This window comes from Ruegeria sp. HKCCD7251 (genome assembly GCF_013031165.1).
GTDB lineage: Bacteria > Pseudomonadota > Alphaproteobacteria > Rhodobacterales > Rhodobacteraceae > Ruegeria.
This window is the reverse complement of the sequence record NZ_WPZC01000003.1, coordinates 286,660-309,842: the sequence shown is the minus strand read 5'-3', so window position 1 is coordinate 309,842 and position 23,183 is coordinate 286,660. Positions and strand designations below refer to the sequence as shown.

At 56.0% G+C, this 23,183-nt stretch carries 19 protein-coding genes; 9 read left to right on the top strand and 10 right to left on the bottom strand.

The window, feature by feature from the left end; genetic code table 11:
• The 5 genes from GOX75_RS10700 (at position 1) to GOX75_RS10680 (ending at position 6,360) form a co-directional block, all read left to right on the top strand.
• The gene (locus tag GOX75_RS10700) at positions 1-804 is read left to right on the top strand and encodes a metal ABC transporter ATP-binding protein (RefSeq protein WP_171123226.1); all 804 of its coding nucleotides are present in this window, start codon (positions 1-3) and stop codon (positions 802-804) included.
• Positions 805-806: 2 nt separating this feature from the next.
• Positions 807-2,012, top strand: coding sequence for a metal ABC transporter permease (locus GOX75_RS10695; RefSeq protein WP_171122877.1), 1,206 nt, complete (start codon positions 807-809; stop codon positions 2,010-2,012).
• On the top strand, positions 2,009-2,938 hold the full coding sequence (locus tag GOX75_RS10690) for a metal ABC transporter permease (protein ID WP_171122875.1): 930 nt from the start codon (positions 2,009-2,011) through the stop codon (positions 2,936-2,938). The genes GOX75_RS10695 and GOX75_RS10690 overlap by 4 nt, the downstream gene beginning before the upstream one ends.
• Positions 2,939-3,218: 280 nt before the next feature.
• Positions 3,219-5,078 carry a DNA mismatch repair endonuclease MutL gene (gene mutL / locus GOX75_RS10685; RefSeq protein ID WP_171122872.1) on the top strand — a complete coding sequence of 620 codons (1,860 nt, stop codon included), beginning with the start codon at positions 3,219-3,221 and terminating at the stop codon, positions 5,076-5,078.
• Positions 5,079-5,130: 52 nt separating this feature from the next.
• A complete protein-coding gene (locus tag GOX75_RS10680; protein WP_171122871.1) occupies positions 5,131-6,360 on the top strand; it encodes a DNA recombination protein RmuC in 1,230 nt (409 codons plus the stop codon).
• Between the two features lie 3 nt (positions 6,361-6,363).
• On the opposite strand, the gene GOX75_RS10675 is transcribed toward GOX75_RS10680, so the two are convergent.
• Genes GOX75_RS10675 through GOX75_RS10665 form a run of 3 tightly spaced genes read right to left on the bottom strand, consistent with a single transcriptional unit; the run spans position 6,364 to position 8,142 of the window.
• The gene (locus tag GOX75_RS10675; protein WP_171122870.1) at positions 6,364-6,765 is read right to left on the bottom strand and encodes a hypothetical protein; all 402 of its coding nucleotides are present in this window, start codon (positions 6,763-6,765) and stop codon (positions 6,364-6,366) included.
• A gap of 59 nt (positions 6,766-6,824) precedes the next feature.
• Positions 6,825-7,475 (bottom strand): ChrR family anti-sigma-E factor, encoded by a 651-nt coding sequence (locus tag GOX75_RS10670; protein WP_171122867.1) that lies wholly within the window; start codon positions 7,473-7,475, stop codon positions 6,825-6,827.
• 10 nt (positions 7,476-7,485) lie between these two features.
• The gene (locus GOX75_RS10665) at positions 7,486-8,142 is read right to left on the bottom strand and encodes a sigma-70 family RNA polymerase sigma factor (protein WP_171122864.1); all 657 of its coding nucleotides are present in this window, start codon (positions 8,140-8,142) and stop codon (positions 7,486-7,488) included.
• Positions 8,143-8,289: 147 nt separating this feature from the next.
• Here GOX75_RS10665 and GOX75_RS10660 point away from each other — a divergent pair, with 147 nt between their 5' ends.
• From GOX75_RS10660 to GOX75_RS10650, 3 genes are all read left to right on the top strand, one after another.
• The gene (locus GOX75_RS10660) at positions 8,290-9,063 is read left to right on the top strand and encodes a DUF1365 domain-containing protein (protein ID WP_171122862.1); all 774 of its coding nucleotides are present in this window, start codon (positions 8,290-8,292) and stop codon (positions 9,061-9,063) included.
• Between the two features lie 89 nt (positions 9,064-9,152).
• Positions 9,153-9,470 carry a DUF3775 domain-containing protein gene (locus GOX75_RS10655; protein ID WP_171122860.1) on the top strand — a complete coding sequence of 106 codons (318 nt, stop codon included), beginning with the start codon at positions 9,153-9,155 and terminating at the stop codon, positions 9,468-9,470.
• A gap of 217 nt (positions 9,471-9,687) precedes the next feature.
• The gene (locus GOX75_RS10650; RefSeq protein WP_171122858.1) at positions 9,688-10,656 is read left to right on the top strand and encodes a hypothetical protein; all 969 of its coding nucleotides are present in this window, start codon (positions 9,688-9,690) and stop codon (positions 10,654-10,656) included.
• A gap of 44 nt (positions 10,657-10,700) precedes the next feature.
• Here the strand turns inward: GOX75_RS10650 and GOX75_RS10645 are convergent, their stop codons facing one another.
• The 6 genes from GOX75_RS10645 to GOX75_RS10620 all read right to left on the bottom strand — a co-directional run bounded on the left by GOX75_RS10645 (position 10,701) and on the right by GOX75_RS10620 (position 18,379).
• Positions 10,701-12,935: a CHASE2 domain-containing protein gene (locus tag GOX75_RS10645; protein ID WP_371808149.1), complete on the bottom strand. Its 2,235-nt coding sequence runs from the start codon at positions 12,933-12,935 to the stop codon at positions 10,701-10,703.
• A 33-nt stretch (positions 12,936-12,968) separates the two neighbouring features.
• Positions 12,969-14,012: a FecR domain-containing protein gene (locus tag GOX75_RS10640; protein WP_254428734.1), complete on the bottom strand. Its 1,044-nt coding sequence runs from the start codon at positions 14,010-14,012 to the stop codon at positions 12,969-12,971.
• Positions 14,013-14,396: 384 nt separating this feature from the next.
• Positions 14,397-15,287 (bottom strand): tyrosine-type recombinase/integrase, encoded by an 891-nt coding sequence (locus tag GOX75_RS10635; protein WP_171122856.1) that lies wholly within the window; start codon positions 15,285-15,287, stop codon positions 14,397-14,399.
• Positions 15,288-15,657: 370 nt separating this feature from the next.
• Positions 15,658-16,353: a hypothetical protein gene (locus GOX75_RS10630; RefSeq protein ID WP_171122854.1), complete on the bottom strand. Its 696-nt coding sequence runs from the start codon at positions 16,351-16,353 to the stop codon at positions 15,658-15,660.
• Between the two features lie 119 nt (positions 16,354-16,472).
• On the bottom strand, positions 16,473-18,113 hold the full coding sequence (locus GOX75_RS10625) for a sulfatase-like hydrolase/transferase (protein ID WP_171122852.1): 1,641 nt from the start codon (positions 18,111-18,113) through the stop codon (positions 16,473-16,475).
• A gap of 23 nt (positions 18,114-18,136) precedes the next feature.
• Positions 18,137-18,379, bottom strand: a complete 243-nt coding sequence (locus GOX75_RS10620; RefSeq protein ID WP_171122850.1) for a hypothetical protein — start codon at positions 18,377-18,379, stop codon at positions 18,137-18,139.
• A 236-nt stretch (positions 18,380-18,615) separates the two neighbouring features.
• On the opposite strand from GOX75_RS10620, the gene GOX75_RS10615 reads away from it, so the two are divergent.
• Complete coding sequence (locus tag GOX75_RS10615; protein WP_171122848.1) at positions 18,616-19,854, top strand: adenylate cyclase; 1,239 nt, start codon at positions 18,616-18,618, stop codon at positions 19,852-19,854.
• Positions 19,855-20,175: 321 nt separating this feature from the next.
• Here the strand turns inward: GOX75_RS10615 and GOX75_RS10610 are convergent, their stop codons facing one another.
• The gene (locus tag GOX75_RS10610) at positions 20,176-22,533 is read right to left on the bottom strand and encodes a sulfatase-like hydrolase/transferase (protein WP_171123220.1); all 2,358 of its coding nucleotides are present in this window, start codon (positions 22,531-22,533) and stop codon (positions 20,176-20,178) included.
• Between the last annotated feature and the right edge of the window lie 650 nt (positions 22,534-23,183).

The following is a 23,183-nucleotide window of genomic DNA, read 5'->3' as shown; positions in this document are numbered from 1 at the left end:
ATGCTGGAACTGGCCGCTGATCAGGGTGTTTCGATATCGGAGGACTGTCTTGATGACAGCCCGTTGGCGATCCGGGGTCTGACAGTCTCATACGGCCAGAAACCTGCGGTTTTTTCTGTGGATATGACGGTTCAGCCGGGCGCGATGACTGCGATCATCGGGCCCAACGGCGCGGGCAAGTCCACCCTGCTAAAGGCGGCTTTGGGTATTGTATCGCCTTTGTCCGGTCAGGTGACAGTGTTTGGCAAGCCGCTGGACAAACAGCGCGAACGGATCGCCTATGTCCCACAGCGGGCGAGTGTCGATTGGGATTTTCCAGCCCGTGTGATCGACGTGGTGCTGATGGGGCTGTCCAGTCAGTTGGGGCTGCTTGGTCGGGTGCGGTTTCGTCACATATCGCGGGCGATGGACTGTCTGCACCGGGTGGGAATGCGCGACTTTGCCGACCGTCAGATCGGTCAGTTGTCGGGCGGCCAGCAACAGCGCGTCTTTCTAGCACGCGCCTTGGCTCAGGACGCAGAGCTTTACCTGCTGGACGAGCCGTTCGCAGGCGTTGATGCGGCCACGGAAAAGGCGATCATAGCGGTGTTGAAGGAGTTGAAAACAGCCGGTAAGACTGTTGTCGCCGTGCATCATGATCTGGCGACCATCACGGATTATTTTGACCACGTCTTCCTGATCAACACGCGCAAAGTCGCCGAAGGACCGGTGTCCGAGGCATTCACCGCCGAAACGCTCCAATCTGCGTATGGAGGCCGCCTTGCGACCGCTCAGATCGACCAGATTTCGCGCGCGCTGGGGTAGACATGCTTTGGGATGCCCTGACCCTGCAGCTTGGCTATAACGCCACGCTGGTCGCCATCGGCGCGACTTTGCTGGGTATTTCGGCTGGGGTCACCGGAACGTTTCTATTCCTGAGAAAACGTGCGCTTGTCAGTGACGCGATCAGCCATGCGACTCTGCCGGGCGTGTGTCTGGCGTTCATGGTTCTGGTCGCGCTTGGGGGCGATGGTCGCAATCTGATCGGTCTGCTGGTTGGGTCAGCCCTTTCCGCTTGGGTGGGCCTTCTGTGCATGAACTGGTTGACCCGGCACACAAGGCTGGCCGAGGACGCGGCGATCGGTGCAGTTCTGTCCGTTTTCTTTGGGTTTGGTATCGTCCTGCTGACGGTGATTCAGACGATGGGTATGGGCCGCCAGGCCGGGCTGGAAGGGTTCTTGCTGGGCTCTACGGCGGGCATGTTGTGGGCTGACGCCATGATTATCGCGGTTGGTGGCGCGGCAACGCTGGCTTTGGTTATGATCATTCGCCGCCCCATGACTCTGGTGGCGTTTGACGCCGAATATGCGGCGGCCCGCGGGCATGTTGTGCATCGCATTGACCTTGCAATGATGGGGCTGGTCATGGCCGTGACGGTTGTGGGGTTGAAAATCGTTGGGTTGATCCTGATCGTTGCGTTGCTGATCATTCCGCCTGTTGCCGCGCGTTTCTGGACCGAGCGGTCGGAACGTGTAGTGCTGCTGGCCGGTCTGACCGGAGGGCTTTCGGGATATCTGGGGGCGGCACTGTCGGCCTCGGCCCCCAATCTGCCAACCGGTCCGATCATTGTTCTGGTTAGCTTTGCCTTGTTTGCAATATCCCTTTTGCTTGCGCCGGTTCGGGGCGTACTGGCGGCTGTTTTGCGGCATCTCAGATTCCAACGCAGGGTCCATATTCGACAAGGGCTTTTGGCGCTGGCGCAGGGACAAAATATCTACGAGCCGTTAACGCTCCGACTGTTACGCAGCGCGGGGCTGGTCCGGGCCGATGGGGTTGCGACCGAGGCGGGCAGGGCACGCGCTGCAAAGGCGCTGCGCGACGAAAAACGGTGGGAGATCGTCCGGGCGGATCAGGCGCACGAGGCCACGGCTGCCCTGTATGACGGTTTGCGTGACATTGAAACTGTCCTGACCCCAGATCAGATCACCGAAATTGACCGTCAGATCGGCGACCCGCAGGGAGTGACCCCATGAGCGGAGAAGAATTCGTCCCCCTGTCCCTCACGCCATTGCTGATCGGAACTTTTGCGGCCATCGCCTGCGCTTTGCCAGGCAATTTTCTGGTGCTGCGTAAGCAGGCTCTGATCGGCGATGCAATCAGCCACGTTGTTCTACCCGGTATCGTTGTGGCCTTTCTGCTGACCGGAGCGATTTCGACCTGGCCCATGATGCTGGGTGCCGCAGGTGCCGCGGTGGTGGCGGTAATCATGATCGAGGCCATCCGCAGGATGGGTCAGATTGAATCCGGCGCCGCAATGGGGGTCGTTTTTACCACAATGTTTGCAGCCGGGGTGCTGTTGCTGGAGCAAACTGACACGTCGACCGTTCATCTGGATGTCGAACATGCATTGTACGGGAACCTTGAAAGTTTGATCTGGTTGGACGCGGTGGGATGGGCGTCTGTGTGGGATGTTCAGGCGCTGGCGGGGCTGCCGCCCGAATTGCCCCGTATCGCGCTGACATTGGCCGGTGTCTGCTTGTTCACTTGGCTGTTCTGGAGACCGCTCAAGATCTCTACCTTCGACGAAGGGTTTGCCCGAACGATCGGAATCAGGACCGGAGCGCTTGGCATGGCTCTGGTGATCGTTGCGGCGATTGCGGCCGTTGCGGCGTTTGATGCCGTGGGTTCGATCATCGTGATCGCGATGTTTATATGCCCCCCGGCGGCGGCGCGCATGATGACCAACCGATTGGAAACTCAGATCGCTTGGAGTATCGTTTTCGCGATTGTTTCGGCTGTCGCGGGTTATGTGCTGGCGGGGTACGGGCCGTTGTGGTTGGGCGCTGTAGATGCTGTCAGCGCGGCGGGAATGATCGCAACGGTTTCGGGTTTGATCCTTGCTTGCGCCGCAATTTGGGGCCCTTGTCGAACGCGGACCGGCGCGCCCGGTACGACTTGACTAGGCGTGATCTTGCTATGTGAGGATGCGGTCTTTCGGCTGATCTCCGCCCACCAAATGACCCCGACCAGAGTTTAAGAGTCACATGCGTTTCATCGTGCTACGAACCAATCATTGCTAAAGGACGTCCACCACTCACAATGGTTCGTTCGGACAATCGCGGCGATGTTCGCCGCCTCTCTGTGACACGGCGCGATTGTTCGAACGCCCCCTCGCCCCCCTAAAATCCGGTCCTCAAACCTGTGGCAGAATCGTCTGTGACTGTGCTAGGTCTAGGGGTATGGCGCAGGCAAACCCCAATATCAGCGAAACTCGACCCGTAATTCGACAGCTCGACGATGCTGCGATCAATCGCATCGCGGCGGGTGAGGTGGTCGAGCGGCCAGCCTCTGCCGTGAAAGAACTGGCTGAAAATGCAATCGACGCGGGATCGACGCGCATTGCCATTGATATTGCTGATGGAGGAAAGACTTTAATCCGAGTCACCGATGACGGGTGTGGGATTTCTGGCAAAGATCTGCCGCTGGCTCTGTCTCGTCATGCGACGTCCAAAATCGACGGATCGGACCTGCTGAACATTCATACTTTCGGGTTCCGGGGCGAGGCGCTGCCGTCACTGGGCGCGGTAGGACGGCTGACAATCACCAGCCGCGTTTCGGGGACCGAGGCCGCTTCTATCCACGTTGCGGGCGGCAAGACAGACGCCGTGAAGCCCGCCGCTCTGCGTGCGGGGACGGTGGTTGAACTGCGCGACCTGTTCTTTGCCACGCCCGCACGTCTGAAATTCATGCGCACCGATAGGGCCGAGGCGCAGGCCATCACGGACGTCGTCAAACGTCTGGCCATGGCCGAACCGGCGATTACTTTCACCCTGCGCGATGTCTCGGGCGGGGGTGAGGGGCGCGTGACCTTTCGCGCTGACCGCGAGAACGGTGATCTGTTTGATGCCCTGCACGCTCGTCTGGCCCGGGTCATAGGGCGCGAATTTGCTGAGAACGCCTTGCAGATCGACGCCACGCGTGAAGGGATTCGCCTTTATGGGTATGCCGCTCTGCCGACCTATTCGCGGGGCGCGGCGGTGGCGCAGTACCTGTTCGTCAATGGCCGCCCGGTGCGCGACAAGATGCTGACCGGCGCGCTGCGGGCGGCGTATTTCGATTTCCTTAGCCGCGACCGCCACCCGGCAGCGGCTTTGTTCATCGACTGTGACCCGGCGCTGGTTGATGTGAACGTGCATCCCGCGAAATCCGAGGTCCGGTTCCGCGATCCCGGCGTGGCGCGCGGGCTGATCGTTTCGGCCCTGCGGCACGCGCTGGCCGAGGCGGGACATCGCGCATCCTCGACCGTGGCGAATGCGACTCTGGGTGCGATGCGGCCGGAACCCGCGCTGCCCCCGCAACCCACCCCGGCGCGGGTGTATCAGATGGACCGCCCCTCGTCCGCCGCGCCACAGGTGGCGTATCAGGCCCAAGCGCCGGGTTTTGCGGAGCTGTCACAGGACTACAGCGGCAGTATTGTGGAACCTGCGCCCGTGGCCACAGAAGAGCCCCCAGCGCAGAATTTGCCCTTGGGTGCGGCGCGCGGTCAGGTGCATGAGAACTATATCATCGCCCAGAATGCAGACGGCATGGTGATCGTCGACCAGCACGCAGCGCACGAGCGGTTGGTTTATGAAAAGCTCAAACATCAGATGGCGGAAAATGGGGTGGCTGCGCAGGCGCTGCTGATCCCTGAGATTGTGGAACTGTCCGATGGCGACTGCGCCCGTCTAATGGCCGTGGCCGATGACCTGTCACGCCTTGGCCTGACGCTGGAACCCTTTGGCGGCGGTGCCATCGCGGTGCGCGAAACGCCGGCCATATTGGGTGAGGTCGACGCCCGGGCGATGATTTTGGATATCCTTGACGAACTGGCCGATCAGGGCGAAAGCCAAACCGTACAGGCGCGGATAGAGGCGATCCTCAGCCGCGTCGCTTGCCATGGCTCGGTCCGGTCGGGTCGCCGGATGCGGGCCAAAGAGATGAATGCCCTGCTGCGCGAGATGGAGGCGACGCCCCATTCCGGACAGTGCAACCACGGGCGGCCAACCTATGTGGAGCTGAAACTGGCTGATATCGAACGTTTGTTCGGACGCAGTTGAACCCACCGCGCGCGTGCGATATGAAGAATAAAACAAGAACATCCGAGGCGACATGATCGAGATTGCTGGCACAGAAGTTGCGTTGAACGACCCCGTGATCCTGATCGGGGGCGGGGTGGTGGCGCTGATCCTGCTGTTGTTGTTCTTGTCTTTGCGTGCCGCCAATCGCTCGGCGCGGATGGCAGAACCGTTGGCGCGGCAGATGGCGCATCTGGGGCAGAATGTGCAGCAGTTGGGTCAAGGGCAGGAGCAGTTGCGCGGTGGACTCCAACATGTCTCGGACACGCAGGCCAATGCGCAGGTGCAGGTGATCCAGACGGTTGAGGCGCGGCTTTCTTCGGTGCAGCAGCAGATGAATGACCGGCTGGCGGATAACGCGATGAAATCCGCCCGCGCGCTGGCCGAGATGCAGGAGAGGATGAAGGAATCACTGCATGGATCGTCGAAACAGACCGCGACCTCTCTGACGCAATTGCAGGAACGGTTGGCGGCGATCGATAAGGCGCAGGACAATATCACCAAGCTGTCGGGCGATGTGCTGTCGTTGCAGGACATTCTGTCGAACAAACAACGACGCGGGATGTTCGGTGAGATTCAGCTAAACGACATCGTCTCGAAGGCGCTGCCTGCTGACAGCTATTCGTTGCAGGCCACGTTGTCGAATGGCAAGCGGGCGGATTGCCTTATCCATCTGCCCAACCCGCCCGGACCCATTGTCATTGACGCAAAATTTCCGTTGGAGGATTTCGAGGCACTGGCGGCGGCTCAAACCAAATCCGACGTCGAAATGTGCCTGAAGGCATTTGGTGCCGCTGTGAAGGTCCACATCAAGGCGATTTCAGAAAAGTACATTCTGGATGGTGAAACCGCCGATGGCGCGCTGATGTTCGTTCCGTCCGAGGCGATCTATGCCGAGTTGCACGCACGTCTTCCCGATGTGGTCCGCGATGGGTTTGCCGCGCGCGTCTGGATCGTGTCCCCTACCACCTGCATGGCGACGCTGAACACCATGCGCGCGATCCTGAAAGACGCCCGAATGCGCGAACAGGCTGGTGCGATCCGCAAGGAACTAGGAATGCTGCACAAAGATGTCGAACGACTGGGCGATCGCGTGGCCAATCTGGACCGTCACTTTGGACAGGCGGCCAAGGATATCTCGGACATCAAGATCAGTGCCGAAAAAGCCGGGCGTCGCGCACAACGTCTGGACAATTTTGATTTCGAGGAACTCGCGCCAGAGGATCACGCCAACGTGGTGCCGCTTGGTAAAAGTGAGGCTTAAACGCTACTGGATCGAAAGGTCCAGATTGTACCCAACCGTCTTATCGGAGTCTCGGTCATTGCCCATGAGGTAGACGCGGATCGTGTAATCTCCGTCCTCAGGCAGTTCAACCCGTGCGGTATTTCCGTTGATGGACCCGTTATAGATCGCGGCACCGTCACTGCCCGGAGGCAGGATGTTAAAATAAATTACGCCATACCCGTTGGTGTCGCTGACCTGAAGCTCTGCGAACAGTTCCTGCCCGGCCTTCGCACCCAGTCGGTAGTCAAAATATTCGTTGCCCGTAACGGTTCCGTTGACCATCGTGCCATAGTTGCCTGTCTCGAACTTTACGTCGGCAACGCTCTGAGCGCTGGCAGATGTGGCGAAACCGATACAGGCAAGTGTCAGGGCAAGTGCTTTCATGAATACATCCTCCGATTGCAGGGTCGAAGTCTCAGTATAACACAAAACCGCGACACAGATCAGATGCGTAGAAAGGGCTGGAACAGGCGCGGCATCAGTTTGTTGAATTTCAGCGGTGCATCGGTGACCGCCAGGCAAATGCAATCCTCATAGATATCCGCCGTTGGCGTGTGGTGCAGGTCTTCATCCGCAATCTCGACATCGCCGCGCGCAAAGTGATCGACTTCGTCCGAGAATGCCCCTTGCAGGACCATTGTCAGTTCCATGCCGTTGTGGCTGTGGTCCGGTACGGCAGCCCCTGCAGGAATAAACAGCAAGCGGGCTGTGGCTTCGCGCGTTGTGGGCAGGATCGCTTGTTTGACGCCCATCCCAATCGCGCGCCACTGGATGTCATTCACGTCACCGCCCACATAATCCTGTAGTGGCGCGGGAAGCACGGAACAGCCGGGTCGATCAGGCTTGGCAATCGGCGCGCCATTGGCGATCAGCGCCATGGTTGCGGCAAGTGAACCGTCGCTCAGCGCAACGCTATCGTCCTGATCTTGCAGGACGCACCCTCCGACGGCCTCAAAGCTCTCGGCGCGCGCGCGGCAATGGTCACACAGGGACAGGTGCGTTGCGACCATCAGGTCGAATGCTTCTGGAAAACCGCCCGCAGCATACGCCATCAGCAGGTCATCTGTCAGGTGATGTTTGATCTTGTTGCTCATCGTCATCATCTCAGTTCATCGCGTGGCGCAAGCGGTCCAGCGCCAGCCGTATACGTGATTTGATCGTTCCCAGGGGCAACCCGGTCTGAGACGCAATCTCGCGGTGACTCAGGTCACCGAAATACGCCTTTTCGATCAGTTCTCTCTGCGCCTGTGGCAACGCTGACAATGCGTCGCGCAATTGCGCGGTTTCCTGTTGCAACGCAATGACGTCATGTTGTTCCGGTTCAGCCTCGGGACCCCAACCCAGATCTTCGGGTTCCGGTCGCCGCTGCTTGCGCAGGACGTCAATGCGTTTGTTCCGTGCGATCGTGAAGACCCAAGTGGCCACTGTCGCGCGCGAGGAGTCGAACAGATGCGCCTTGTGCCACAAGGTCGCCATCACCTCTTGCGCGCATTCCTCGGCCATCGCCGCATCAGACCCCGATTTAATCAGGAACGCCTTGATACGTGGCGCAAAATATTGGAACAGCTCGGCAAATGCCGCCTGATCCTGCGCATCCCGAATGCGGGTGACGTGTTCAACCCACTCGGTCTTGGTATTGCAACTGCCGTTTGCTTCGTTCACCGGCCTGCCCCTGACACGTTCTTTCGCGTGCCAGGTTTTTGCTAGGGGCCCGTCGGCCACCGGTTCATCCAAGCTCGCGGTATCGATCTCGGTAAACATAACCACATTACGCGGGCCTGCCCAAGATGGATCAGTTTCTGCAGCAAATAATAATCCATATGGGCGTTCGTTTCGTAGAATATCTGTATAAGGTTTGAGGAAAAGACCGCCGTTTGAACGGTTTACAGTCAGAATGGAAAAGGCCGCATGAACCGGGTCGATCACATTGCAGGGCATACGTTTCACGGCCGCAAAGGGTCGATTGAAAACGCTTTTCGCTATTCTGTCGACTACATCCTGCTGGACCCGGAAAACACCGGGCCCACACCTGCGTTGTTCACCGTCAACGGGGTAAATGTGACGAACTGGCGGGATCGCGATCACGGCGGAGAACCCGGCAAAGGGCGCGGCGCCGCGTGGCTGCGTGAGCAATTCCATGACCTCGGTGTCACGCAGCCGAACAGGATCATGTTATTGACCCAGCCGCGCGTTTTCGGTCACGTGTTCAACCCCGTTAGTTTCTGGTTCTGTTTCGACGCGGAAGACGTGCTTTATGCTGTTGTGGCCGAAGTGACCAATACCTATGGCACGCGCCACAGCTATCTGTGTCACAACCAAAATTTTGCGCCAATTCAGCCCTCGGACCGGATCGTGGCAGACAAGCTGATGCATGTGTCACCGTTCCAGAAGATCGAAGGTGCTTATACCTTCCGATTTGACTACCGCGCGGACAGGGTCGGCGTGTGGATAGATTACGGGCGAAAGAATGGTGGGTTGATTGCAACGCTTACCGGCCCGCGTTCTGCGCTGACGGACCGGACGATCCTTTGGTCGTTGATACGTAGACCGTTCGGCGCGCGGCGCGCTTTTGCCCTGATCCTGTGGCAAGCGCTGAAACTGAAGTTGAAAAAGGCCAGGTTTCGTCCGTTTCGCTCTACCCCTGTCCCGGATCATGCAATCTCGCGGGCCCGCGAGCCATAAGCCCGGGTTGTTTGCGTAAGATCAAAGACTCAGGCCCCGGCAGTGTGTTTGTGGTAGGTTGGAAACCGCGAACACGAAGGAGTTGGGCCATGTTGGAAATCTCGGCAAGAAAAGTCGCTCAGGTCGCCATGATGGGGCGCGAACTGGACCGGGCCGAGGGCGAATTGCGCGCTTTCATCGACCGGATGAGCGAGGATGAACAGGCCGAACTGGTTGCCGTCATGTGGATCGGGCGAGAAAGCTTTTTCGCCGAAGATCTGGCCGAGGCCATCGCAACCGCCAAGGCCGAGGCATCAACACCCTGCGCGGATTACCTGATCGGAACGCCGCACCTGTCAGACCATCTTGAGAATGGTTTGGATTCGTTGGGTATCTCGGCTGAAGATGTTGAAAATGACCTGATGTGACGGTCTAGGGTCGGGAAATGCCCTCTGATGACCTGAGTTCATTCGCAAAATTTGCGACGTTCAGGTACGCTTGCCCCCAAATGCCTTTAGAACGAAAGGGTTTTTGGTGCGCTCAGTGCTGGTCACAGTGGTGGCTTTGGTATTTTTGGCAGGCAGCCTGGCCGGGCCGCGCCCGTCGGCCGCATGCCCGGTTTGCATAACGCTGCCGGAATACTCGTTGGCAGATCGTATATTGTCCGCCCGCGTTATCGTTCTGGCTGCACCGGCTTTGGACAACCCGTTCAGTTATTCACCCGTGTCAATTCTGAAGGGCACGGCAGAACAGCTTTCCGCATTGCCGGAAATTCCCTTTCTGGTCGACAGCGTGACCCGATCCGCGTTTCGCACCGATCCCGGCAGACGCGTGTTGATGATTTACGGTGCAGGATATCCGGACAAGGCTGGACGTAGCCTGTCTATGGGATGGAGCAAAGGCTTCTTGATGACGCCAGAGCGTGCGAATTTCGTGGAGGCGATACGCCATCAAGGCGCGTCCTGGGCTTTTGGAAAAACCGACGACCCATCGCGCGTCGCCTTTTTTGGCTCGTATCTTGGGCATGAGGATGCGTTGCTGCGAAACGCGGCTTTGATCGAGTTTCACCGTGCGCCCTATGCAATGGTCCGGCAATTGCGCGATCAGGGATCTTCCGCCGCGTTGCTGCAGGAATTGCGGTCCGTGAACCGGCTGGCCTACGCGCCTGCTGTGATCCGGCTATTGGGTCTTCAGTCAGACCCGGCGGCCAAAGCCGCCGTCAGAACACGCTATCAGCAGGCGTTGGCCTCTGGCGACACGAACCTTTATGACTGGGCGCTTGCGGGAATTGAGGTTGATGGTGCGGCCGCGATTACGGCGATTGAGGCATCCCTGAAACAGCAGAGCCTGCCCCAGGACATGAAACGCGATTTGGTCCGAGCATTGACCGATGCCGGTACAGCCCGGTCAGAGTTTCAGACGCAGATATTGGACATTTTCAAACGCGAGTTGCAGCAGAATTCATCGCTTGCCGTGTGGATTGCCCTTGCAGCGAAGTCTTGGGAAACGGACATATTGAACCCGGAGCTTCGTTCGATCTTGTCGACAGAACAACTGGAGCCCGCAGCGCAGTTTCTTATTGAAAACACCTTGGTTCAGTTTGAGCAGAACTAATTCTGGGAACATGCAAGTGTACCGAACGGGCGACCGAATGAACGCTATGCGGATGGCTGCCTTTCCCGACCATGATGGCTGAACACCACTTGGCTTGATTGGACGTCCGACCGAAAATCCGCAGCCCGCCCGGGCAGTGAGAGATAAAAGCGTTGAAGGCCGGGTTCGATTTCCTTAGCCATCATGGCACAACGCTGGCACATCTTTTCGATCTGCACGTGGGATTGGCGGTCCCGCATGGCAGCCACCAGATCACCGTGTGCCGTTGACAGTTTTCTAAATTTCGGACTGTCGAGCACTGTTTTGTCGCCAACCAATGCGTACACGGCTTCGAGATCGGATTTACCCTTGAGATCGACAAACCCGGCCTCAAGCATCGCCAGATCCTGCCGGGCAAGGCGGTGCACCGAGCTTGAGACCAAGATATCGTATTCGACATGGCGACAACTTTGTTCGATCCGCGCCGCGACGTTAACAACATCCCCAATGACGGTGTAGTTGAACCGGCTGCGCGACCCGATATTACCCACACAGGCCTGCCCCGTGGCGCAGCCCGTTGCCAAGGCAATCGGAGGTCTGCCTCGCATAACGTCCGATGCATTGAATTCTGTCAGTGCTTTGCGCATCAACAAGGCGGCATACGCTGCCCTGCAAGGATGATCTTCAACGGGCAGGGGCGCATTCCAGAACGCCATCACCGCGTCACCGATGAATTTGTCGATTGTCCCTCGTTCCTTCAGAATCTGATCGCCCACTTGCGAGAACAGCTCGTTCAACAACGCGACAAGATCGGTGGCTGACACGGATTCCGACAAAGGCGTGAATCCCCGGATGTCCGAAAACATGACGGTAATTTCCTGCGTTTCACCGCCCAGTTGCAGACTGTGACCGGATACTTCCATCTCGTCCAGAATCTCGGGGGCGACGTAGTGGGAAAAGACCTGCCGTATTTCCCTTTTCTCCCGCTCGGTTGAAACGAACAAATAGCCGGCAAGCATCCCAAAATTCGCCATTCCGCCCATCAAGGGAAATGTCACATCGAACAGGACAAGCTGGTTCTGAAAGGCCAGCCAACTGGTGCCCAGAACAACACCCGCCGCCGCACCGCCGGCGACGAATGAGGCGACCGCGCCAAAGCTGGACATGACCGCGATCACAATCAGGCCAAGCAGGACAAAGGACAAAAGCTCGAGCGCGGCGGTCACGTCAGACCGGCTGAGCATCTCGCCCGTAATGATCTGTTCCAGCATCTGGGCGTGGATCGACACGCCGGGGACGGATTCCCCCAATGACGTGAGGTGCATGTCGAACAGGCCGGCCGCGGAGGTTCCGATCAGAATAATACGGCCCTCGATTTCAGCCCTCAGATCCGGGTCATCCGGGGTCTGCATCACATCGTCGGCAGAGAGGTACAGCTCTGGCTGGTCATGTCTGTACCTGATCCAAACCTCGCCGTTTTCGGTCGTGGGCAGGCGAAAATCCCCCAGTTCGACAGCAAGCATGATGCCTTCTTCGTCGGATGCACCTTCGGCAAGGATAAAAGGCGCGCCGATGGCAACCCTTAGGGCTTCGATCCCCAGGCCGGGCATGGGGCCGCTCGGGCCGCCCCACAGAACTGGAACCCGTCGTACAATTCCAGTTCCCCCCAGAGGTGAGACGTTGACGCCGCCGATCCCGGCGGTGCTGCGATCAAGAGGGGCGGCGATCGGGGTCCAATAAGGAACCGAGATCAAGCCAGCGGTCGGATTTTCCCCAATTTCAATAATCCCTGCCGTTGGGCTGACCTGATTGCCTTCGTCAGACAGCCTTGCAGCCGTTCCCATGACCACGGGCCAATTGGCGACCTCCATTCCGAACAGCACGTCATAGTCCATCTTTTGCGCGTGATCTTCGACCGTCACTACGCCAGCGAGCGCTGGATCATTCAGCAACCGAACCGGAGAATACCTGTCTGGTTCGGCAAAGAGCATATCGAACGCAATGGCTGCGGCACCATATTCGCCCAGGTTTTCTACCATCTGGGCCAATAAGGTTCTGGGCCAAGGCCACTGGCCCCAATTCGCCAGAGACTTTTCGTCAATGTCCAGAACCCGAACAGGCAGATCAGGGTTGTACTCTCTGGGAATGGCGCGCTGAAGAATGTCAAAGTAAACCAGCCGCGTCATCCGCACGGGATAAGGATCCATGACCCTGATGAAACATCCGATCAGGATCAGACCCAGACCCACCAGCCGAAAACCACGCCGGCGAGGTGTTCTTTCTTTGGGCTTCACGGTCACGTTAACCTCCGAAGTCAGCGGGCTATGCCCTTGTTAACGCGCTGCTTGATTGCCTTTACCTTTGCCCTTTCCGTGCCCCGGACCTTTGCCCTTTCCGGGATTGCCAAAGCCGCGTGAATTTCTGGTTTGCCCTCCGGGATTGCTGCCATCCCCATGGCCGGACCGGTTTGTCTTGGTTTCTGGCTCAGGTGCCGGAGGTTCCGGTGCAGGTGGTTCTGGCGCAGGCGGTTCCGGCGTGGGTGGCTCTGGTGCTGGTGGTTCTGATGCAGGTGGCTCCGGCGCAGGTGGCTCTGGCGACCGGGGCTCTGGGGCAGGGGGGGCATTGCGAGGCGTTTCGCGGAATGCTGCCCTGCGCGGTCTTCCAGGCGTTTGAAACTGAGCATCAGACTTCAGGACCGGGACCGGCGCAAGCTCTCCCGCGCAACCACCAATGTCGATCTGCAACGGGCTGAGCAAGTTTTCCTGAGACTGAATGAAGGGAAATCCATTGCTCAAGGCCAACTCATACTGTGCTTGATCCACAGGGCGACCGACACTTCCGCTTTCGCTCGTGGCGAACAGGCTGCACTGCCGTCCGGTTGCGCGACAGCTTCCGCTGAGGCTGCACATTTGAACATTTCCTTCCAGCACCAGCATGGCGCTTTGGCTGCCGGGGACGACCCACATGTCAAACGTCGTGCCGCGAACTGCCATCGTCGCGGTCGGCGTTCGGATCGAATAGGCTCGTTTCTTGCTTTTGCCCGAGATAAACCGAAAGCTGCCGCCGAGTGCCTGTACCGCAAATGACTTGGCTTTGCGGTTGCCGCGCAACATCGTCACGTCCAGAACCATACTGGCATTCGGGCCAATCGCGATCTTTGTCTCATCGACAAAAACCAACTGGACCAGTCCATTGCCATCAGTGGATATCGCGTCGCCCGAGACGACTTCCATTCCCGATTCCAATGGCTGCGAATTTCCGGCGCGTGTGATCTTGGCGCCTTGTTTAACTCCGATAACCGTCCCGATGTTGGCAATCGCCTGAACAGGCATAAGAGACACACAAAGAATAACAAAAATAACTCTGAACCAGGCCAAGCGTCTATTCCCCCAAATAGAATATGTCGTGAGCGATGTGCTCACTGCCCGGTTTGAACCTCTGAAAAATCAGTCTTTTTATTGATATGGCTTAAAATATGTCTGACCAAATATGCCTTAAACATCGTGCTTTTGGCAAGTATCCTGACTTTCTGCATGTTTTTCATTGGCTTGGGTGCATATCGAGCAGGGGCTGCTCTGCCGTTCTTTCGCATGTGACCCAGCTTGGAATATCAAATGAGTGTCGGTTTTTAGAAAATTGGCGAAGCGCAGGAAAATCGCCTTGTATCTGGTGCGCAGGCAAGGATATACCCGCCAGCGGAGACGTGGCCGAGTGGTCGAAGGCGCTCCCCTGCTAAGGGAAAACTTGGTAAGAATATTCCCTTATTTTACAATACGTAAGCGGGAATCTAGTTCGATGTTGCCAGATTTTTGCCGAAAGTCCCACCCATGTTCAAGCAGGCGATCCGCTAAGTCGTCAGGTGCAATCTTTCTATAACGATTGGCCATTTCGCTCTTTGCCCAGCCCCCGAGGTCCATGAGCCCACCGAAGTCTCTTGTCTGAGCGTAGTACCAAGTTGCCCAAGTATGCCGGAGAACGTGTGGTGTCACATCTTTTCCAAGGCCGGCCGCATCTCGGGCCTTGTTAAACGACGCTTGCATTTGGCCGCCGCCATTCTTTCTCAACTTGATCGGTTTTCCATATGGCGTGCGGAACATGCGTCCCGACTCGGGCAACTCCCCCATTAAACATACAGCACGGCTAGGTAGCCGTACCAAGCGCTCACTCGATACAGTTTTACCTGCGCCGTCCTCCTCAGCAGGAATAAACTGTTGAGAGGTTGCTGGATTCCAATCATTAATGTCCGCTGCAAAGCACTCTCCTGTTCGGCACCCAGACCCCAAAAGGAAAGCAATCTTCTTGAGTGTATACAGTTCGGGCTTGTCGTGGCGCGGCAGGGTAAGTTGGGCGGCGGCTTTCAACAGCGCCTCAGCTTCTTCTGGATGGAGCCAGCGAACTCGCTTGTTATCTGTGGACGGCCTTTTCCGCTCTCCCCTGGCCCAGCGAACTACCGCGGTGATCGGTACACGCACTTGGCGTCTGCGAGTTTCGGGAACTGCGTTGGGGTACAACTCCATGGCACAGTTCACGATTTCCAACTCTCCAATTTGATCAATTGTTGTGTACTTGCCGAAATACCCGATGAGTTTTGGCAGGAAACGTGCTTCACCACCATCGTCGACGTAGCCCTTTGCCGCCTCCCAAAATGGCACCTCTTTGTTTGTAGGAATAGCTAATTGGGCCGCCCATTCCTCTTTATAAAGTTGCTGGGCCTTAGCGCGAGCTACGCCTTTGAGGCTTTTGTCACGGATGCCAAGCTACTCAAAGCTGACAACGCTTTCCGATGTTTCACAGAACTCGAAAGATTGACACTTCACATCCCTTGGATATTTGCGAGTCGCTCAGGATAGAGGGATAAAAAATAGAAAGACGCCCCATAACGCCAACCGGTTTCGTTTAGACCAGATGCTGGTAGAGATTGAGCAGATACGACCTCTGGCAGAGCTATTAGGCTTGTCTCAAGTACAATGGCGTTTTGTGATGCGGTACAGGGAGTAACTGATGCCTTAAGGAAATTGCGACTTAATAATTGAATCTAAGACCAATCCCGGCGCCCTGGTCATAAGGGCGATCAGCACCGATCCCGATCAGCACATCTGCATAGAGGGCTACTCCGGGGCTGAGGTTCTTTCCGATCTGGAATTCTGCGGTCGCGGGCCAGGCGTCATTCTCCCAGTCATAAGGCGCTTTCACATCAGCTTTGATCCAATACCCCTCACCAAATGGCTGAAGTGCAATTAGGCGCGTCGCGGTTTGGTTGACATCGGTCGGTCCATTGTAAGTTGCGAAATGCTGGACCAGTGGGATCAGTGTTAAGCCGGTGTTAGTGTTTGCAAATGCGAATCCTCCGAACGGAGCGATTTGATCGGACCCGGTGCCAATGCCTTCATCGGGGTCGCCGAAATCAAGTATCCACTCCAAACCAAGCGCAGATTTGACGCTCCATGTGTCATTCAAGGGTTTTTGGGAGGGGAAGTAGATCAGCTTAAGGCTGGTCTTTTCGAACCCATCGAACCTCTCTCCGGTCGCATTAGTCGAATTGTAATGAAGCTCGTACTTTAGTTTAAGATCGGGGCGCAGCATGTATGCACCATCGATGAAAACGTCTTGACGGTCTGCGCCACCTTCCAGATCGAAGTACTGATAGCGAATGTCTGTGTTGTTAACCGCCGCCAGTGGATTTGACGCGTTTTCCTCGGCATTGGTGGCAGAAGCCATCACGAGCAACGTTGAAGTTAAGACTGCCAGATGAAAGGAGATGCGGGTCATCGTACACCTTGGAAAAGTTCATACGACCAGTCAGACGGCGGCGCTTAGGCACCGCCGTCTCAAGTTCGTCATTGCCAGCTTGAAAAGACTTCTCGGGCCAATTCGCTTTCGGGTCTGAGATTTTCAATTCCTTCATAAGGGACACCCTTGCCGAGCGGTTTGTGAGGGTGCTTCACGATGGTTTTCTGATGGCGCTTTACCATGTCTTGGAAAGACGCCCCGGACCACAGTGAATACCCGACAAGCGGATGTTCTTCACGGGGATCGCGATAGACATTGAAGACAGGGGCCGCCGCGCCTGGCTGACCGGGGGCTGGCAGATGCATCTTGAACTCTTGCTTCACCACCGAACGCAATACTGGCCCTTCGTAAACATAGACGTAATCGCGGCGCGAATTGCCTTCTCCCTCGAGCAACAATGCCGTCTGATCGATGCCATCAATCACCCGGTCTCGTGGAATGTGGTCTGTCGCGCCTGCGATCCGGGCAAATGTAGAAAACAAATCCGAGACATGAACGATGTCACCTGCCGCACTGCCCGCTTCGATTGCACCGGGCCATCGGATGAACGCATCAGTTCTCACACCGCCTTCAAGGTGCTGTGTCTTTCCGCCGCGATAGATCAGTTGGTTCAGGCCGGAAGTCCCCTCATAATGATACATCAAGCCATTGTCAGCCATGATCATGACGACGGTATTATCTGCCTTGCCGGTTTCATCCAGCTTGGCCAAAACCTCGCCGATCCAACCGTCCAGAACCTGCAATTTGTCCGCATGGAAGCCGCCGTTGCGAGATACAGCCTGATCAGGATAAGCAAAGTTCAGCGGATAGAGCGGCCAGTATTGCATAAAGAAAGGCGCGTCCTGCGAAGCCAGCCGCTCTAGCTGCTCCAAAGCTTGACGCTGATAGCGCAGATTCATTTCCTCGTATTTCGCCTGGGTCCATTCTTCGCCCGGCGCCATATCGACTTCGCGGGCTAGGGCTCCCGTTTCACTTTCGACGCCAGTTACCAGACCGTAAGGTTTGAACCGCTCGTCTAACTGAAACTGGTTGGACTGCCCCGTTGGATGGTAACCAAGCATATTGTTGGCGACCATTGCATCCCGCGTCATCAGGCTAAGCTGAACCTGTTGATGCAAGGGAAAGGCCGCCCAGTCGAATCCCTGATTATGTGGGTAGGCCTGTTCAATATCGCCCTGATGCCATTTCCCAACGTGCGCAGTGTTGTATCCTTCTTCCTTCAGTATCTCGGCAATCGTGACTTCTTCAGCAGCAAGACCTTCGCCAACTAGCGCAACTTTGACCTCTTCGACGCCTGCACGCACCGGGTGACGACCAGTCAACATAGCCGTTCGTGTCGGTGTGCAAGATGGCTCGGTATACATCCTCATCAAAGACATGCCTTCCGCGGCAAAGTCATTGATGTTGGGTGTATCGAAGCCTGTAACGTAGTTCATCGTCCGGTTGCCCATTTGACCGAAACTCACATCGTCAATCAGAATGTAGAGAATGTTGGGTGGCTGGCCGCCATTGGCGTCGCGGATCTCGGCAAGTTTCGTCTCAATCTCGGTGTCCTGCGCATCCCATTGCTCGCCAAACTGCGCGCGTAGGAACTCAAACTCGCCGTCATGGATAATGGGCGCATCTTGGGCAAAACCCGCGCCAGCAATCAGCACCATGGCTGTGGCATGTTTCAATATTGATCTCATCGGTTTCCCTTCCCCTATTTGAATTATTTCTTCCCTGCACGCCGCAGCGATTCAGCAATTTCATCCTGAAGACCTTTCAGCGTTTCGCGGATATCGCAGACAAAATTGAATGATTGGCTTCCGGTCTCAGCGTTCAACGCAAGGTACTCGTCACAAAGAAGCTCATAGTCGCGGCAGATCTCATCGAATACCGTGTCCGAGAGCCGTAATTCCGCAATTGCTGATTGGTGGTCGGGAAATAGGATATCAAGGGCGATGCCTTTCATTTCGGAGCTCGTTCAATGGATCAGCTGGTCTAGGGGAGTGTTGGACGAATTCACTTTTAACAATAGGTATATCGGGGCATAATACGGTGTAATCAGATGCGTAACTTTCTGAAAATATGGATTTAACCAAATACACATCTTCTCCACTGAATGAGAGCGGGTCACCTGCTGCAAAAGATGTTCGGGCGGCACTTCAGCGGCTTATCAGGTCTTCGACTTTCGCGGGTTCGCAGCGCTTGCAGGACTTTCTGGTGTATGTGGTTGAAGAGTCGCTCAATGGTCGGGCCGATGACATTCGTGCCAAGACCATCGCAATGGACGTTTATGGTGGGACCCTGTCAGAGATGTCGCGCCGTGAAAACGTGGTTCGGGTCGACGCTGGTCGCCTGCGCCGAAAGCTTACTGAATATTACGCTTCCGACGGGCAGGACGAGAAAACGGTGTTTGAACTGCCAAAGGGCGGCTACGCACCTCGGATTTTGAAAAGCGGTTCCGAAACGGCACAGCCCGAATTCTCAGAGCTGGAAACCAGTGCGCGCGCATGGGCTCGGCCAGGGGTTGGGATTATCGGGATTATCATTTTAGGCTGTGTTGCGATTGCTTTTTGGATGAGCTCGAAAAAGCAGGATCTTCCGACTGATTTTTCCGTAGATGGCCTGAGCCGTGACGAGCGCAGCGCAATTTTTGACGCATCCCCAATGCGTCTACAGGCTGTAAATCTAGCCAATACTGGTCGGGACCTGATCTTTCCGGCTTTAGAACCTGCGCGTCTTGAAGCGGCCCTGACCATATTCAAGGCGGCAATTGAAAACGACGACAGCTATTTCGGCGGCTATGCAGGCACTGCACAGGTCGCTGCGACAATTGCTGTACTGACATCCGATGCCGACTTGGCTCAGGACATGTTGAACTACGCCGATGCTCAGGCCAACCAGGCCATCGAGTTGGCTCCGGAAACGGGTTGGAGCCAGTCCGCAATGGCCTGGGTCAACTTTGCCAAGGGAAACTGGCCTGAGGCAATAGAATCTGCACAAAGAGCGCAACGTTTGGCACCACACGACGTACATGTGTTGGAGTTCGTGTCGCTGGTCCTGCTTTATTCTGGTTCATTCGAACAAGTCATAGCGATTAGCGAGGACGCACTCTCAAAAATTGAGCTAGAACGGGCTTATGTGTTTCAGAACGCAATGGGGTCTGCAAAATTCCATCTGAAGGACTATGAAGGTGCTGTGTCAGCCTTTGAACGAGTAACGGAAAAAGGCGGCCCTGTCGGACCTGTCTCCGTTGCTTACCTAATGGCGTCACATCAGATGTTGGGGAATAAGGCTCAAGCTCAGTCACTATCAGAACAACTGTCACGCGAGTGGCCAGACAGTCGCGTGGGTGCGCTGTTTGAGAAACTTTTTGCAAATCCGAAATACGGGCAAGACCTCGGTGACGCCATGAGACAAGCCAATTGGAAGCCACCAAGTTAGGAGTGTGATTTCGCATTGCGACCGCTTGAGTTTATCTCAACGGCATTGAGACCGAATGGTCAGCAATTGCACCATGTCTGCTTCATTCGAATTCCTGCCATTCGAACATTACGCAGCGTTGGTCAAAATGGGCTCGAAGTGAACATTCGCTGCGCTAGGCATGAATGACGGCTCCGCGGGACTAAGCACCAATTCGCTGCATCTGCGCCAATGACTGCTTTTGGAATTCGGGAATTGCCAAACACGGTCGTTTGTGACCGCCAACAGCACTTCAATCGATACGCGAGCGCTAGCTGCGAAAGCCAAACATCCTCAGCACTTTCATTGCACCTCGATCACAACGCTTTGAATTTCGCCCGTGAACGCGAATGGCGGCTCGTACGCCGACGTTACAGGTTGGCCGGTGTCTTCTCCTATACCGAAAGTGTCTATTCCGAAGCGACCAGCGACAGTGGACTCCATCGTGCCGGTAGCCACGGTTTCGCCATCGACGAGAAGCGTGATAGCCGCGCCTTTACCCGCCTCGTTTGCTGTACCCAAGTAAGCGAAGTCTACTTTGACCTCAGTCTCGCCAGAAGCTAATGGCTCGCTACCTTTCACGACGGTGTGTTCTTCAAACAGGTTGTAGTCGAACACCGGTACACCGCCGTCGAGATAGAGGACCATCCCGGCAGCAACACCACCGAAGCCCATAATTACGCCCTCGGTTCCGGCTCCTTCGGTGTCGACTTGCGCCGTCAGGGTCCAGGAACGGTTCTTCATAGGCGGTGCGGCGGGTTCTGCGATGCGGATTGCGCCTTCGTAGTATGTGTAAGTCTTGGCGCCTTCGTCGGCACCCGGAACAGGTGGCTTGGCACTGGCAAGGCGGCCCGCCCCGCGGTCATCAAGCGGCAGCACGCCGTATTTTTCGAAGGCCTCGCCCAGCATTGCCTTTAACTCTTCAAGCTTCTCCGGATTTTCGGAAGCAAGGTTGTTGGCTTCAGAAAAATCTTCCTCAAGATTGTATAGTTCCCATGTATCTTTTTCCCATTCTCCGGGAGCAAAGTCCTGCCGCCACGGGAAAGTATGCTGGGCATTGGCTTTCCAGCCATCTGCATACATTGAACGGTCAGAAAAGACTTCGAAATACTGCTGGGTTCTGCCCATGTAACCTGGGTCAGTAAAGCTCGCCAGGAAGCTTTCGCCTTCCAACGGTTTTTGATCGATTCCGTTCACGGTATCGGGCATGGGGATATTTGCTGCTTCAAGGATCGTCGGAACGACATCCACAAGGTGCAGGAACGCTGTTCGCGGTTCCGCGTCGTGTTCTATCCGGGCAGGCCAAGTGATAACCATTGGATTGCGCGTACCACCAAGATGCGAAGCAACCTGCTTGACCCATTGGAAAGGGGTGTTGCCAGCCCAAGCCCAGCCTACCGGATAGTGCGGTTCAGATTCCGGCCCACCCAGCTTGTCGAGGTTCGCTCTTATGTCATCAATATCCGAAGGGATGCCGTTGAGGTTCATGATCTCATTGAGCGTTCCATCAGGTCCGCCTTCCGAAGAGGCTCCGTTGTCCCCGACAATATAGATCACCATAGTATTCTCTGCGTCTGGCAGTTCCTTCACCGCATCAAGCAGTCGACCGACCTCGTGATCCGTAAAGGCAAAGTAGCCGGCGTAATTCTCGAAAAGCGCGTTATAGACCTCCTTCTGATCGTCTCTCAACGTATCCCATGCTGGCACCCAATCTGGGCGCGTGGTGAGCTCCGTACCTTCGGGCACAATCCCCATCTCGAGCTGCCGGGCAAAAACCTCTTCGCGATACGCCTCCCACCCCATATCGAAAGCACCGTCGAATTGTTCACGCCACTCGGCCGTTACATGATGTGGGGCGTGCATGGCACCTGGTGCAAAATACATGAAGAAGGGTTTGTTGGGCGCAACCGACTTTGAGAACTTCATCCGCGAAATGGCTCTGTCGGTCATGTCGGTCATGAAGTGATAGCCCTCATCGGGCGTGGTTTCCGGTTCCACTGGGAAAGTGTTCTCAAAAAGAACTGGGTAATACTGGTGAGTTTCGCCCGAGTTAAACCCATAGAAGTAGTCAAAGCCCATGCCAGTGGGCCAGCGATCAAATGGCCCAGTTACGGTCTGTTCCCAGTCTGGCGTGTTGTGGTTCTTGCCAAACCACCAAGTGGCATACCCGTTGCCCTTTAGGATTTCTCCGATGGTTGCAGTTTCCTTTGGCAACATGGTTGAATAGTTTGGGAACCCCGTTGCCCATTCCATCAGGAAACCGTTGCCGGAGCTGTGGTGGTTGCGCCCAGTTAGAAGCGCCGCCCGGGAAGGCCCACAGATCGCGGTGGTATGGAAGCGAGTGAAACGCAGCCCTTCTTCGGCCAATTGGTCCAGCGAAGGAGTTGGTATCAATCCACCGAAAGTCGAAGTTTGACCAAAACCCACATCGTCGAGAAGAACGACGATGATGTTTGGTGCGCCTTCAGGCGCAGCGATTGGCTCCTGCCAGTCTGCTTCGGACTCTTGATACGTTTCACCTATGGTTCCCTCAAAAGGCGCAAGAGGTATCGGCAGATTGCCTCGGTTTGGCCAGTTTTCGGCGTGAACCTGCCCAGCCAAACTTACTGTCGCTACTGCAAAAACTAATTTTAGCTTGAAATCTACTCCGGCTGCAAAAATGAGCGAATGACTTGGTGAGCTTGCAAGGATTGATGGAATCGAAACGGCACCTCAACATCCCATTCGTCTAACATGTTGGGACCAGGAAACTTAAACAAAATTAGCACGGTTTGGAAATCGGGCTGTGTCGCTGAACTATTGCAGGCCTATTTCATGGAAAGAATTGGCTTACCGAGCAACCCCAGACCCTAAGAGACGCGTAGATGGGATTGATGTCTGCTCACAATTCATTTCGACATATGATGTGTCTGAGAGCACCGTCGGTGAGATCCAGGATGAAGACAAAAGTGGACCATTTATCCGCGATAGAGCGCGAAAACTGGGCTTACTTCCGCTCGGCGCCATGTGATGCCCGGCAGGATGCCCTGAACGTAATCTTCGGGATACGGCAGCAAAGGATCTACTGTCAGAGCTCCTAAATACATGAATTTTATTTATTTCTTTCAGGCTGTCTTGAGAATGCCGGCAAGGAAGATTAGATTTAATCTATGAACAGCATTCTTGGCGCTTCCTCCAGCTATATACGGGCTCTCTCAAATCTGCCTTCTTGAGAGAAGCCGTTGAATGCTTAGCGACTGTTCGACATTCCAACACACCATATACAGCTGATTTCAGCTGCTCTCTCAAGCCAATGAACTTTGCCTTGAAGA

Excerpts from the sequence above, each read along its gene's own strand:
- GOX75_RS10700 (WP_171123226.1), top strand. The coding sequence starts at position 1 with ATGCTGGAACTGGCCGCTGATCAGGGTGTTTCGATATCGGAGGACTGT.
- GOX75_RS10695 (WP_171122877.1), top strand. The coding sequence starts at position 807 with ATGCTTTGGGATGCCCTGACCCTGCAGCTTGGCTATAACGCCACGCTG.
- GOX75_RS10690 (WP_171122875.1), top strand. The coding sequence starts at position 2,009 with ATGAGCGGAGAAGAATTCGTCCCCCTGTCCCTCACGCCATTGCTGATC.
- mutL (WP_171122872.1), top strand. The coding sequence starts at position 3,219 with ATGGCGCAGGCAAACCCCAATATCAGCGAAACTCGACCCGTAATTCGA.
- GOX75_RS10680 (WP_171122871.1), top strand. The coding sequence starts at position 5,131 with ATGATCGAGATTGCTGGCACAGAAGTTGCGTTGAACGACCCCGTGATC.
- GOX75_RS10675 (WP_171122870.1), bottom strand. The coding sequence starts at position 6,765 with ATGAAAGCACTTGCCCTGACACTTGCCTGTATCGGTTTCGCCACATCT.
- GOX75_RS10670 (WP_171122867.1), bottom strand. The coding sequence starts at position 7,475 with ATGAGCAACAAGATCAAACATCACCTGACAGATGACCTGCTGATGGCG.
- GOX75_RS10665 (WP_171122864.1), bottom strand. The coding sequence starts at position 8,142 with ATGTTTACCGAGATCGATACCGCGAGCTTGGATGAACCGGTGGCCGAC.
- GOX75_RS10660 (WP_171122862.1), top strand. The coding sequence starts at position 8,290 with ATGAACCGGGTCGATCACATTGCAGGGCATACGTTTCACGGCCGCAAA.
- GOX75_RS10655 (WP_171122860.1), top strand. The coding sequence starts at position 9,153 with ATGTTGGAAATCTCGGCAAGAAAAGTCGCTCAGGTCGCCATGATGGGG.
- GOX75_RS10630 (WP_171122854.1), bottom strand. The coding sequence starts at position 16,353 with ATGGCTTCTGCCACCAATGCCGAGGAAAACGCGTCAAATCCACTGGCG.
- GOX75_RS10625 (WP_171122852.1), bottom strand. The coding sequence starts at position 18,113 with ATGAGATCAATATTGAAACATGCCACAGCCATGGTGCTGATTGCTGGC.
- GOX75_RS10620 (WP_171122850.1), bottom strand. The coding sequence starts at position 18,379 with ATGAAAGGCATCGCCCTTGATATCCTATTTCCCGACCACCAATCAGCA.